At 64.8% G+C, this 12,677-nt stretch carries 11 protein-coding genes; 8 read left to right on the top strand and 3 right to left on the bottom strand.

The genetic code is table 11. The features are described from left to right. Nucleotides 1–38 precede the first annotated feature (38 nt). The 4 genes from RHO23_RS13840 to secA all read left to right on the top strand — a co-directional run bounded on the left by RHO23_RS13840 (nt 39) and on the right by secA (nt 4,955). On the top strand, nt 39–662 hold the full coding sequence (locus RHO23_RS13840; protein WP_057966880.1) for a ComF family protein: 624 nt from the start codon (nt 39–41) through the stop codon (nt 660–662). A gap of 305 nt (nt 663–967) precedes the next feature. Beyond that, nucleotides 968–1,639 (top strand): ribosome hibernation-promoting factor, HPF/YfiA family, encoded by a 672-nt coding sequence (gene hpf, locus RHO23_RS13835; RefSeq protein ID WP_030096919.1) that lies wholly within the window; start codon nt 968–970, stop codon nt 1,637–1,639. 201 nt (nt 1,640–1,840) lie between these two features. Continuing rightward, entirely contained in the window at nt 1,841–2,080 is a 240-nt protein-coding gene (locus tag RHO23_RS13830) for a DUF2834 domain-containing protein (protein ID WP_423487956.1), read from the top strand. Nucleotides 2,081–2,165: 85 nt separating this feature from the next. Beyond that, the gene (gene secA / locus RHO23_RS13825) at nt 2,166–4,955 is read left to right on the top strand and encodes a preprotein translocase subunit SecA (RefSeq protein WP_030096921.1); all 2,790 of its coding nucleotides are present in this window, start codon (nt 2,166–2,168) and stop codon (nt 4,953–4,955) included. 12 nt (nt 4,956–4,967) lie between these two features. Here secA and RHO23_RS13820 read toward each other — a convergent pair whose 3' ends face one another. After that, entirely contained in the window at nt 4,968–5,438 is a 471-nt protein-coding gene (locus RHO23_RS13820) for an Rv3235 family protein (RefSeq protein WP_423487955.1), read from the bottom strand. A gap of 174 nt (nt 5,439–5,612) precedes the next feature. Between RHO23_RS13820 and RHO23_RS13815 the strand changes: the two genes are divergently transcribed. From RHO23_RS13815 to RHO23_RS13800, 4 genes are all read left to right on the top strand, one after another. Next, nucleotides 5,613–7,022 (top strand): WS/DGAT/MGAT family O-acyltransferase, encoded by a 1,410-nt coding sequence (locus tag RHO23_RS13815; protein ID WP_057964507.1) that lies wholly within the window; start codon nt 5,613–5,615, stop codon nt 7,020–7,022. Beyond that, entirely contained in the window at nt 7,022–7,522 is a 501-nt protein-coding gene (locus tag RHO23_RS13810) for a DUF6912 family protein (protein ID WP_064409385.1), read from the top strand. Before RHO23_RS13815 ends, RHO23_RS13810 begins: the two co-directional genes overlap by 1 nt. 102 nt (nt 7,523–7,624) lie before the next feature. After that, entirely contained in the window at nt 7,625–8,764 is a 1,140-nt protein-coding gene (locus tag RHO23_RS13805) for a ferredoxin reductase (protein WP_064409384.1), read from the top strand. Nucleotides 8,765–8,838: 74 nt separating this feature from the next. Further along, complete coding sequence (locus tag RHO23_RS13800) at nt 8,839–10,068, top strand: fatty acid desaturase family protein (RefSeq protein WP_030096926.1); 1,230 nt, start codon at nt 8,839–8,841, stop codon at nt 10,066–10,068. Nucleotides 10,069–10,344: 276 nt separating this feature from the next. On the opposite strand, the gene rsgA is transcribed toward RHO23_RS13800, so the two are convergent. Further along, nucleotides 10,345–11,325 (bottom strand): ribosome small subunit-dependent GTPase A, encoded by a 981-nt coding sequence (rsgA, locus tag RHO23_RS13795; protein ID WP_081349378.1) that lies wholly within the window; start codon nt 11,323–11,325, stop codon nt 10,345–10,347. Further along, nucleotides 11,322–12,620, bottom strand: coding sequence for a 3-phosphoshikimate 1-carboxyvinyltransferase (gene aroA / locus RHO23_RS13790; RefSeq protein ID WP_423487954.1), 1,299 nt, complete (start codon nt 12,618–12,620; stop codon nt 11,322–11,324). The genes rsgA and aroA overlap by 4 nt, the downstream gene beginning before the upstream one ends. Nucleotides 12,621–12,677: the final 57 nt, after the last annotated feature.

Raw genomic sequence — 12,677 nt, 5'->3', positions numbered from 1 at the left:
CCGGTCAGTCTGTCGGACCTCGCGGGCACAGTGACCCCATGCTTGATCTGGTGCTGCCACTGACCTGTGGCGGATGTGGGGCACCCGCCACCCGGTGGTGTTCGGCGTGTGCGTGTGCGTTCACCGCCGAACCCGTGGTGGTCACGCCGCGGGTCGATCCGGGTGTGCCCGTTCTTTCGCTCGGGCGGTACGCGGGCGCTCGTCGGCAGGCGATTGTGACGATGAAGGAGCGCGGTCGCCGCGATCTCACCGCTCCGCTGGGTGCGGCATTGGCACGCGGGGTGGCGCAGCTGCTGTGCTGGCACCTCGTCGAGCAGCCGGTGACATTGGTTCCCGCTCCCACTCGATGGACGTCGGCACGCGGGCGAGGCGGTGATCCGGTGACCGCCGTGGCCGCGGTCGCTACCCGGATTCCGGGTGTGCGCCTTGCGTCCCTGCTGCGCATGAGGGTGGGGGCGCGTGATTCGGTCGGACTGTCCATTTCGGCCCGGCAGCGCAATGTGTCCGGACGCGTCGCGCTGCGCCGGGCCCGGACACCGGATACGGAATTGGTGCTGGTGGACGATGTCGTGACCACCGGCGCCACCGCTACCGAATCGGTCAGAGTGTTGAAATCGGCGGGATTTCGAGTCGCCGCCGTGCTCACGCTGACGTACTCCTAAAGATCGTATGACGATCTCGAAACGACTCTGACGAATCGGTGGCAAGGCGAGTGAACACGGACTACCGTCGGGGCCAACAAGCTATGAACGTTCCGCGCTTGGGCGGTCGAACCGCCTACCGACACGGGCGCCTGCGTCCGGTTTGGCGGAGGAGGTGGTCACCAACCCCAACGCCGGCGGGCTGCCGTCTCAGCGTTTCAGGCGACTCCGGCGTACTTCAAACATCAAACATGCGCGTCGCCAACATCTTTAGTCCCTAGCGGAAGGGTTGAGCGCAAGCGCACTCTCAGTACCGGAGGTATGAGTTGTCAAGCACATCAAAGGCATCCGTTGCACTCGAGGACGGGGAGCGGACAGCCCAAGCCGATATCGTGGTCAAGGGCCGAAACGTGGAAATCCCCGATCACTTTCGAATCTTTGTGAACGACAAACTGTCCCGTCTGGAACGTTACGACAAAACCGTTTACCTCTTTGATGTAGAACTCGAACACGAACGCAACCGGCGCCAGAAAAAGAGCTGTCAGCGCGTGGAGATCACCGCGCGGGGCCGGGGGCCGGTCGTCCGGGGCGAGGCATGTGCCGACACGTTCCACAGCGCCCTTGAAGCGGCCGCCGCCAAGCTGGAAAGCCGGTTGCGGCGAGGCCGTGACCGCCGCAAGGTTCACTACGGAGACAAGACGCCGGTATCGCTTGCCGAGGCCACCAAGGTTCTGCCCGCCGATGCCTTCACGCCACCCGCCGAGCTCAATGGCGCACACAGTCACAACGGAGCCGAGGTCGATGACGGTCACGGTCCGGGACAGATTGTGCGGACCAAAGATCACCCGGCCAAACCGATGACGGTCGACGACGCGCTCTACGAGATGGAATTGGTCGGCCATGACTTCTTCCTCTTCCACGATGAGTCCTCGGGCCGCCCGTCGGTGGTGTACCGCAGGCACGCGTACGACTACGGCCTGATACGCCTCGGGGAGTAGTAGGGCGCGCGGACACCCGCGCACAGGGCCCCCGCACCCAGATCTGGTGTGGGGGCCCTGTTACGTCGCATACTTCGGTGGTGAGTACCGCTCGCCGAAATCTCTGTGCTTTGTACGGCGTGATAGCACTGATCGCCTTAGTTGCCACCTGGTGGCACAACGTTGCGTACATCTCATCCGGGGGGGAAGCTGGTCGACGTCGTGACCAGTGCGTATGCAAATCACGTCGCTGGCTCACTGACCAACGACTTGATGCTGCTCACGATCGCCGCCCTCGTCCTTATGGTTGTCGAGACCCGACGGTTGGGTATCAAACACATCTGGGTGTACATCGCGCTCTGCTTCCTTATCGCGATCAGCGTCGCGTTCCCGTTGTTCCTCATCGCCCGCGAGCGGCGCCTGGCGGCGCTGGCGGATGGCGGCGCTGGCACCCAACAGTGACTGCTCGGGGAAGCTGGTGCGGGCGACGCCTACGATGGGACTCGCTGAAGTCTGACTAGTCCTAACGAGTACAGGGGTTATTGACGTGCTGTCGAAGTTGCTGCGCCTTGGTGAAGGTCGCATGGTCAAGCGTCTCAAGGGCGTGGCCGATTACGTCAACACCCTGTCCGACGACGTCGAGAAGCTCTCCGATGCCGAACTGCAGGCCAAGACCGGCGAGTTCAAGGCTCGCCTGGAAAAGGGCGAGACCCTCGACGACCTGATGCCCGAGGCATTCGCGGTCGCGCGCGAGGCGTCCTGGCGCGTGCTGAGCCAGCGGCACTTTGATGTGCAGGTCATGGGTGGTGCCGCGCTGCACGCCGGAAACATTGCCGAGATGAAGACCGGTGAAGGCAAGACCCTCACCTGTGTGCTGCCCGCGTACCTGAACGCGCTGGCCGGCAAGGGCACGCACGTCGTGACCGTCAACGACTACCTGGCCAAACGTGACTCGGAGTGGATGGGCCGCGTGCACCGCTTCCTGGGGCTGGAGGTGGGCGTGATCCTGTCTCAGATGACGCCGCCGGAACGCCGCGAGGCCTACAACGCCGACATCACCTACGGCACCAACAACGAGTTCGGCTTCGACTACCTGCGCGACAATATGACCCACTCGCTCGACGAGTTGGTGCAGCGCGGACACGCCTTCGCCATCGTCGACGAGGTCGACTCGATCCTCATCGACGAAGCCCGCACCCCGCTGATCATCTCGGGTCCGGCAGACGGCGCCTCCAACTGGTACACCGAGTTCGCGCGGATCGTGCCGCTGATGGACAAGGACACCCACTACGAAGTGGACATCCGCAAGCGCACCATCGGTGTGCACGAGCTGGGCGTGGAATTCGTCGAGGACCAGCTGGGCATCGACAACCTGTATGAGGCCGCCAACTCGCCGTTGGTGAGCTACCTCAACAACGCCATCAAGGCCAAGGAACTGTTCAACCGGGACAAGGACTACATCGTCCGCGACGGCGAGGTGCTGATCGTCGACGAGTTCACCGGTCGCGTGCTGCTGGGCCGGCGCTACAACGAGGGCATGCACCAGGCCATCGAGGCCAAGGAGCGGGTGGAGATCAAGGCCGAGAACCAGACGCTGGCCACGATCACCCTGCAGAATTACTTCCGCCTCTACGACAAGCTCGCCGGCATGACCGGTACCGCGCAGACCGAGGCGGCCGAGCTGCACGAGATCTACAAGCTTGGTGTGGTGTCGATCCCCACGAACCGGCCGATGGTCCGCAAGGACCAGTCCGACCTCATCTACAAGACCGAGGAAGCCAAGTACATCGCTGTCGTCGACGACGTGGTGGAGCGGTACGAGGCCGGCCAGCCCGTCCTGATCGGTACCACGAGTGTTGAGCGCTCCGAGTACCTTTCACGGCAGTTCACCAAGCGTCGGATTCCGCACAACGTCCTCAACGCCAAGTACCACGAGCAGGAAGCCCGCATCATCGCCGAGGCCGGGCGCCGTGGAGCCATCACGGTGGCCACCAACATGGCCGGTCGCGGCACCGACATCGTGCTGGGTGGTAACCCGGACTTCTTGGCGGATACGCATCTTCGCGAACAGGGTCTGGACCCGGTGGAGACCCCGGACGAGTACCAGGACGCCTGGGACGCGACGTTGCAGAAGTTCAAGGACGCCGCGGAGACGGAGGCCAAAGAGGTGCAGGAGGCCGGCGGCCTGTACGTGCTGGGTACCGAGCGCCACGAGTCGCGGCGTATCGACAACCAGCTGCGCGGACGTTCCGGACGTCAGGGCGATCCGGGCGAGTCCCGCTTCTACCTCTCGCTGGGTGATGAATTGATGCGGCGCTTCAATGGTGCTGCGCTGGAAACGATTCTGACGCGCATGAACGTTCCCGATGATGTGCCGATCGAAGCCAAGATGGTGACCAGCGCCATCAAGAGTGCGCAGACCCAGGTCGAGCAACAGAACTTCGAGGTCCGCAAGAACGTCCTCAAGTACGACGAGGTGATGAACCAGCAGCGCAAGGTCATCTATGCCGAGCGTCGCCGCATCCTGGAGGGTGAGGATCTGCAGCCGCAGATCGAGGAGATGATCACCGACACCATCGCCGCCTACGTCGACGGCGCCACGGCCGACGGTTATCACGAGGACTGGGACTTCGAAGCGCTGTGGACCGCGCTCAAGACGCTGTACCCGGTGAGCATCAAGCCCGAAGAACTCATCGCGTCCGATACGTATGGGGAAGCCGACGAGTTGAGCCCCGCAGATCTCAAGGCCGCTCTGCTTGATGACGCCAAAAAGGCTTACAAGGCAAGGGAAGCCGAGATCGACGGGCTGGCCGGCGAGGGATCGATGCGTCAGCTAGAGCGCAACATCTTGCTCAGCGTGATCGACCGCAAGTGGCGTGAGCACCTCTACGAAATGGATTACCTCAAAGAGGGCATCGGCCTGCGCGCGATGGCGCAGCGCGATCCGCTGGTGGAGTACCAGCGTGAGGGCTACGACATGTTCACCGCCATGCTCGACGGCCTCAAGGAGGAGTCGGTTGGCTTCCTGTTCAACATCAACGTCGAGGTCCAGCAGCCAGCCGACGGAACGGTCGCTCCGCAGCCGGCGCCGGAAGGGCTAGCCGAATTCGCTTCCGCCGCAGCGCAAGCAGCGCAAGGGGAGTTGCGCGCCAAGGGGCTTGATGAGTCGACGCCAGAGCTGACGTACTCGGGTCCTGCAGAAGACGGCTCGGCGCAATCCCGGCACGAAGGCGGCGGCGCCTCGGCCTCGGGCGGCGGCACGCGGCGCGAGCGCCGGGAAGCGGCGCGCAACGCGGGACGCACCTCTAAGCCGACGAAGTCGCGCCGCAAGCGGTAGCGGCCGTCGGCGTCAGCCGAGCTGCAACGCAACCACCAGCCAGCTGCCCCGTACGGACTGGATGCGGCCGGCGAACGCCCTGACGCGTCCGCCGCGCTCGAACGTCCCGAAGATCTCTGCGGCGTCGTCCGCGCAGCGGCGCACCCGAATCTTGGACAACCGGGCAGCGGCGGTGACCGGGGTCCGCGAGGAACGTGCCATCACCGCGGACAGTGGCCCGTCACTCAGCAGCGGGCGCAGCTGGGTAACCGGACGGCGCCGGTCCATGACTTCCAGCACACGGCGCATTGCGGCATCGGCGAACGCAACCGCCTGGGGCGGCGGAGACTGTTCGCGCAGATGTGTTTGACGCTCGATACCCGCTGGCCGAGTCCGTGATTGGTGCAACCTCGCCGGACGTGGCATCTGACAGGCCGGCGGCAGGCTGGCCAGCACCGGGGCCGGTTCGTAGTCGGCCACCCGAGTGACATAGCGATGAGACATTTTCCCCCTCCAGTGAAATGAGCCCCCTCATTTGCTCTGCTGGAGAGATGCAGATTATTGCGATCATGATCGCACAGCCGGTGGTCAGGGCGCCAGGGTACGGTGAGCAAGACGTTCGGCACAGCGGCGCCGTTGGGTACAAGTGGTGAGTTTGAGGGGAAGGCGGCGCGGATTGTGGTGACCCGGTTGTCCGCGCTCGACGCATCGTTCTACTCCCGCGAGGACAGCTCTACCCCGATGCATGTCGGCTCGTTGGCGATCATCCGCAAGCCCCGCGGCGGCTTCACGTATGAGGAGCTTCTCGCGCTGGTGGAGAGCCGATTGCCGCAAGTTCCGCGCTATCGGCAGAAGGTCAAGGAGATCGGGTTCGGGCTGGCCCGGCCGGTCTGGCTCGACGATGTCGATTTCGACGTCACCTACCACATCCGGCGCTCGGCACTGCCGTCGCCGGGAAGTGATGGTCAGTTGCAAGACCTGGTGGCGCGCTTGACATCTCGCCCACTGGATCGATCGCGGCCGTTGTGGGAGATGTACCTGGTGGAGGGGTTGTCCAAAAACCGCCTGGCCATCTACACCAAGACACACCAGGCCCTGGTAGATGGCCAATCCGCACTGGAACTCGGGCAGGTCATGTTCGACCGGACGGCCCGCACGCCGGACTTCGGGGAGGACATCTGGGTTCCCGGACATGAACCGAGTACGAACGAGCTGATCGCCGGCGCTGTTTCGGAATGGTTGGCGCGTCCCGGTGCCCGTCTGGAGGCGGTGCGCACCGCGGTCGCCGATGCCGCATCACTGACGGGCGAGATCGGTGAGCTGGGGGAGCGGATGGTCAAGGTGGTGCGCACCGCGGCTCGCGGTACCGCACCGCGCGGCCCGCTCAACCAGCGCGTGTCGCGCAGCAGACGGTTCAGCGTGGTGACCACCAAACTGGCCGACTATCGGCGGGTGCGCGCCAAATACGATTGCGATGTCAACGATGTGGTCTTGGCGGTAATCGCTGGGGCGCTGCGTAATTGGCTGATGAGCAGGGGGGAGCCGGTCACCACCGCCTCCACGATTCGCGCGATAGTGCCGATGTCGGTGTACCGGGACGGGGATCTGGATGTCCTCGCTGAGGGGGCCGCCACCACCGAGGTGTCGCCATTTCTCGTAGATCTCCCGGTCGGGGAGGGCAACGCCGTGGTGCGGTTGTCTCAGATCGCGCATGCCACCGAATCGCACTCTGCCGCATTCAGTTTGGTGGACGTGCCGAACATGGCCGCGCTCTCGGGATTCGTGCCGCCGACCCTGCATGCACTGGCGGCTCGCGTCGCGACCACCCTGCCCAATCGGTTGTTCAATCTGTTGGTCACGAATGTTCCTGGGCCGCAGGCGCCGATGTACCTCGGCGGTGCGCGCTTGGCGGAGATCTACCCGGTACCTCCGTTGTTGCGCAATCAGGTGTTGTCGATCGGGCTGACTTCTTACAACGGCGTTGTGTACTACGGGATCAATGCTGATCGCGACGCGATGCCCGATGCCGACATGCTCCCGGTGTTGATCACCGAGGCGCTCGATGAACTGCTGGAGGCGGCGCAGTAATGCAGGTTTATATCCCGGTGACGCTCGCGATGCTGCGTGAACTGGTGGCCGATGGCGAGCTCTGGCCGGTGAACGGCACCGCTTTCGCGGTGACACCGGCGCTGAGGGAGGCCTACTCCGCGGGTGATGAGGAGGAGCTGTCCGAGGTGGCGATGCGTGAGGCGGCGATGGCCTCGCTGCGGCTGCTGGCCAACCATGATGGCGAGGATCAATTGCCGGCTCGGCGGGCGGTGCTGGTGGCCGACGCCGACGATGCCAAGCTGCGTCCCGACCTGGACGACGCGGTGGTGCGGCTGGCGGGCGCGGTACCGATATCCGCGGTGGTGGCCGCGCACGTCGACCTGGCGCAGGCCGAGTCCGATGTGGTGCGCGCGGCCGAGGTGATCGATGCCGCAGATCTGGGCGATGAGGATGCCGAGCTGGTGGTCGGGGACGCTCAAGACCACGATCTAGCCTGGTACGCGACTCAAGAACTACCGTTCCTGCTCGACCTGCTGTAGGCGGCATGACGTGGCCGATTGGCCTGTTTCCGGCCAGTAACCTACGGTAGCGTAGGTTACGCCTGGCAGGGCATCTCCTTCATCACCGGAAGGTCATTGGCTGTGAAATTGTCTTCCTGGCTCGACGCGTCCGCCTCGGGTGCGCCCAAGTCGCGCCATGCCGCGGTAAACGTCTTGCGTGGCTTGGCTTCCCGCATCACCACCCCGCTGCTCCCGGACGACTATCTGAGTCTGGCCAATCCGCTGTGGTCGGCCCGGGAACTGCGCGGCCGCGTGGTCAGCGTGCACAAGGAGACGAGCGATTCGGCGACCCTGGAGATCAAGCCAGGCTGGGGCTTCCACTTCGACTATCACCCGGGTCAATACGTCGGGATCGGCGTGCTGATCGACGGACGGTGGCGTTGGCGGTCGTACTCGCTGACATCGGCGCCCGTGCACGCCGGTGGTTCGGGGCGCACCATCACCATCACCGTCAAGGCGATGCCCGAGGGATTTCTCTCGACACACCTGGTCAACGGCCTCGAGCCCGGCACGATCGTGCGACTGGCGGCCCCTCAGGGGAACTTCGTGCTGGACGACCCCGCGCCACCGGCGATCTTGTTCCTCACCGCGGGTAGCGGCATCACCCCGATCATGTCGATGCTGCGTACGTTGGTACGCCGGTCGGCGGCGGCTGAGTTACCCCTGCCGGATGTCGTGCACCTGCACTCGGCGCCCACCGAGGCCGACGTGATGTTCGCCGGTGAGCTTGCCGCGTTCTCCGAGGAGCACCCGTCGTACCACTACCGTCTGCGGACGACGAGAACACAGGGACGTCTGGACCTTTCAACACTGGCCTCGGAGGTGCCGGACTGGGCGCAGCGCCAGACGTGGGCGTGCGGTCCGGAAGGCATGCTCGACGACGCGCAGCGGGTATGGGCCGACGCCGATCTTGCCGATCTGCTGCACCTGGAGCGATTCGCGGTATCGCGGGCCGCGCCGCACGGGCAGGGTGGTCTGGTCACCTTCGCGCGCAGCGGTAAGCAGCGCGCGGCCGATGCGGCGACCTCGCTGATGGAGGCCGGGGAGGAAGCCGGGGTGCAGATGCCCTTCGGGTGCCGCATGGGGATCTGTCAGACCTGTGTGGTGTCACTGCTGGAAGGGCACGCGCGCGACCTGCGAAATGGTGCCGAGCACGAGCCGGGATCGCGCATTCAGACCTGCGTTTCCGCAGCCTCGGGGGATTGCGTACTCGACGTATGAGGTTAACGGTCTAGTAACCTACGGTGCCGTAGGTTACGCTATCGTAGGCACGAACCGGCGAAGGGAGCTCACGGATGGCGATTTCGGATATCCAGGAATTCGCGCACCTCACCGAGGCTGATGTTGAGGCCCTCGGCAATGAGCTGGACGCGATCCGTCGGGATGTCGAGGAATCGCTTGGAGCCGCCGATGCGCGGTATATCCGTCGCACCATCGCCGCCCAGCGTGCCCTGGAACTGAGTGGGCGTGTGCTGCTGGCCGCGAGCAAGAAGCGGTCTGCCTGGTGGGCTGGAGCGGTGACGCTCGGGGTGGCCAAGATCGTCGAGAACATGGAGATCGGCCACAACGTCATGCACGGCCAGTGGGATTGGATGAACGATCCCGAGATCCACTCCTCCAGCTGGGAGTGGGACATGGTGGACCCGGCCTCGCACTGGAAGCAGACCCACAACTACATCCATCACAAGTACACCAATGTGCTGGGCATGGATGACGATGTGGGCTACGGTCTGCTGCGCATCACCCGCGACAAGAAGTGGACACCGTTCAACCTGGGCAACCTCGTCTACAACACGCTGTTGATGCTCCTCTTTGAATGGGGTGTTGGCACACAGCATTTGGAGCTCGGCAAGGTAGCCCAGGGGCGCGCCGACAAGGCGGAGTTCCGCGCCAAGCGTGATGAGGCGCTGGCCAAGATGGGCAAGCAGGTCGCCAAGGACTACGTGGCCTTCCCGGCGCTGAGCGCGCTTTCGCCCGCGGGAAGCTATCGCAAGACGGTGACCGCCAACCTGTTGGCCAACGTGATCCGCAACATCTGGTCCAACGCGGTCATCTTCTGCGGCCACTTCCCGGACGGTGCCGAGAAGTTCACCAAACAAGACCTGGAGAACGAGACACAGGGCCAGTGGTACCTGCGACAGATGTTGGGCAGCGCCAACTTTGACGCCGGTCCGGCGATGGCCTTCATGAGTGGCAACCTGTGCCACCAGATCGAGCACCATCTGTTCCCGGATCTGCCGAGCAACCGGCTCTCCGCGGTGGCGGTACGAGTGCGCGAGCTGTGTGACAAGTATGACCTGCCGTACACCTCCGGGCCGTTCCTGCTGCAGTACGGCAAGGCCTGGCGCACCATCGCCAAGCTGTCACTGCCGGACAAGTACCTGAAGTACACCGCGGACAATGCGCCGGAAACACGCAGCGTCAAGATGTTCGACGAGCTGGAGCCGCGCGAGCGGCGCGGTCTGAAGTCGGCGTTCGCGGCGGTACGTGAACGTAGAAGGGCGCGTCGCGGCGCCAACGCCTGACGAGAAAACCTAAAAGCCCCCGAACGCGCAATGCGTCGGGGGCTTTTAGGTTTGGTGGTGGCCGGGAACTACCCCAGGCCGGATACGGACAGCCACATGGTGGCCCAGGCGGCGACACCGCAGGCGAAAATGGCTGCCACATTGGCGATTCTACGAACGTAGCTCGTCATCTCTTAACCCCTGACCCTAGTTGGCTGTTTCCGTCGCAGCCACTGATGGAAACGCTAATCGCCATGTGCTGTTCGCGCGATCCGAGAAGGCCTCCGCAACCAAGAGTTAGGCCGTTGTTAACACAGAGAGCAGCTGTCGCACCGCGATCACTCGTTTCGCGGACGCGCCGGTGAGCTCGTCGAGGACGCACTCGGGATCTGCGGGTGGGCCAAGGTGCTGGCAGCCGCGCGGGCAGTCCTCGATGGCCTCGGACAGGTCGCTGAATGCGGCGAACACGTCTGCCGGCTTGATGTGGGCCAGGCCGAACGACCTGATGCCCGGGGTATCGATGACCCAGCCCGACGGATGCAGCGGCAAGGCCACCGATTGGGTGGATGTGTGCCGGCCCTTGCCGACGCCGGTCACCTCGCCCGTCGCGCGATCGGCTTCGGGCACAAGCCGATTGACTAAAGTTGACTTACCCACCCCGGAGTGGCCGAGTAGCGCGGTGAGACGGCCGGTCAGCACATCCATGATGGGCTCCAGGGGCGCGTCGCGTCCCGCGACGATGACCTGAATATCGAGATCTGAGAACTGTGCTGCGAACGAATCTGGATCTGTGAGATCGGTTTTGGTGAGAGCCAGGATGGGAATGAGGCCCCCCGCGTACGCCGCGATGAGCGCTCGCTCCACCAGTCCGGTGCGCGGCGGGGGATCGGCTACCGCCACCACGATGAGCAACTGATCGGCGTTCGCCACAAAGACCCGTTCAAACGGATCAGTGTCATCGGCTGTGCGGCGCAACACCGTTCGCCGTTCCTCCAGCCGTACGATGCGTGCCAGCGAGTCGGGTCGGCCGGACAGGTCGCCCACCAGGCTGACGGTATCGCCCACCACGATCGGAGTGCGGCCGAGCTCACGGGCACGCATCGCGGTCACCTGTTCGGTGGGGTCGTTGTTGAGCACGCACCCCCAGCGGCCGCGGTCCACGGTGACCACCATCGCGGGCACCGCGTCGGCGTGATCGGGACGATTCTTGGTGCGAGGCCGCGAGCGCCGGCCCGGCCGGATGCGGGCGTCAGACTCGTCGTACTCGCGTGGGCTCAAGAGGCGCGACCGCCAGATTGGGCCAGCATGTCGGCCCACATTCCGGGGAAGTCGGGCAGTGTCTTGCCGGTGGTGGCGATGTCGTCGACGGAAACGCCGGGCACCTTCAGGCCGACGAGGGCCCCGGCAGTGGCCATCCGGTGATCGGCGTACGAGCCCCAGATGCCGCCGTGCAGATCGGTGGCGACGATCCGCAGCCCGTCTTCGGTCTCCTCGCATTGCCCACCCAGAGCGTTGATCTCATGGGCAAGCGCCTTGAGCCGGTCGGTTTCGTGCCCGCGCAGATGCGCGATCCCACGCAGTGTGGAGACGCTCCCGGGTGCGGCGAGGGCAGCCAGTGCCGCCACCGTCGGGGTCAGCTCGCCAACCTCGCCAAGGTCCAGATCGACACCGCCATAACCGGTCTGGCCGATGACCTCCAGATGGGAATCCGTCAGTGACACTGTCTGGGCGAACTGGCGCACCACATTCTCGATCTGGCGGGCGGGCTGAGTGGATTCTCGCGGCCAGCCACTGATGCGCACACCTCCGCCGGTGGCCAACGCCGGCGCGATGAACGCCAGCGCGTTCGACAGGTCAGGCTCGATCACCCAGTGGTGTGCGGGAATTGGCTGCGGATCGATATGCCAGCGCCCGGGGGTGGAATCGTCGACCGCGATACCCGCCTCACGCAGCATCGTCACCGTCATGACCACGTGTGGACCCGAAGGCAGCACGTCCGCGGTATTCACCGCCGTCAGACCTTCGGCGAACGCGGCGCCGGAAAGCAGGAGACCGGAAACGAATTGGGACGATCCGGAGGCATCGACACCGACCTGGCCGCCGCGGACCTGTCCCGCGCCGGCCACTGTGAACGGCAGGTGCTGCCCGTCGATGCCGACTCCGATGGCGCGCAGCGCGTCCAGCAGCGGAGCAATGGGACGGGCGCGTGCCTGATCGTCGCCGTCAAAAATGGTGGGGGCGTGACGAAGTGCTGCCAGCGGTGGCAGGAAACGAAGGACTGTTCCGGCGAGCCCGCAGTCGACCCTCGAGGTGTCTCCGTCGCTGGTCCCGGGGGAGATCGTCAGATCGGTACCGTCGCCGGTGACGGCAAACCCGAGGGCTTGTAGCGCCCCGATCATCAGATCGGTGTCGCGGCTGCGCAACGCGCCGGACACGGTGGAGGTGCCGCCCTCGCGCGCCGCCAGGGCCGCGAGCACGAACGCTCGATTGGTCTGAGATTTCGAGCCGGGCATGGTGATGGTCGCCTTGACGGAACCGTCGATCGTCGGTGCCTGCCAGAGTCCGCTTGTCACCGCCCTATTGTCCCGGACGCATACCTGTGGTGTCGGCCCCGGGTGGCACGATGGCGA

Source organism: Mycobacteroides sp. PCS013 (genome assembly GCF_049532645.1).
GTDB lineage: Bacteria > Actinomycetota > Actinomycetes > Mycobacteriales > Mycobacteriaceae > Mycobacterium > Mycobacterium gwanakae.
The sequence above is the reverse complement of the archived record's forward strand: the minus strand, read 5'-3'. Positions and strand labels throughout refer to the sequence as shown.

What these genes read in the sequence shown, in the direction of transcription:
- RHO23_RS13840 (WP_057966880.1), top strand. Translation starts at nt 39, where the DNA reads ATGCTTGATCTGGTGCTGCCACTGACCTGTGGCGGATGTGGGGCACCC.
- RHO23_RS13820 (WP_423487955.1), bottom strand. Translation starts at nt 5,438, where the DNA reads ATGTCTCATCGCTATGTCACTCGGGTGGCCGACTACGAACCGGCCCCG.
- RHO23_RS13810 (WP_064409385.1), top strand. Translation starts at nt 7,022, where the DNA reads ATGCAGGTTTATATCCCGGTGACGCTCGCGATGCTGCGTGAACTGGTG.
- RHO23_RS13800 (WP_030096926.1), top strand. Translation starts at nt 8,839, where the DNA reads ATGGCGATTTCGGATATCCAGGAATTCGCGCACCTCACCGAGGCTGAT.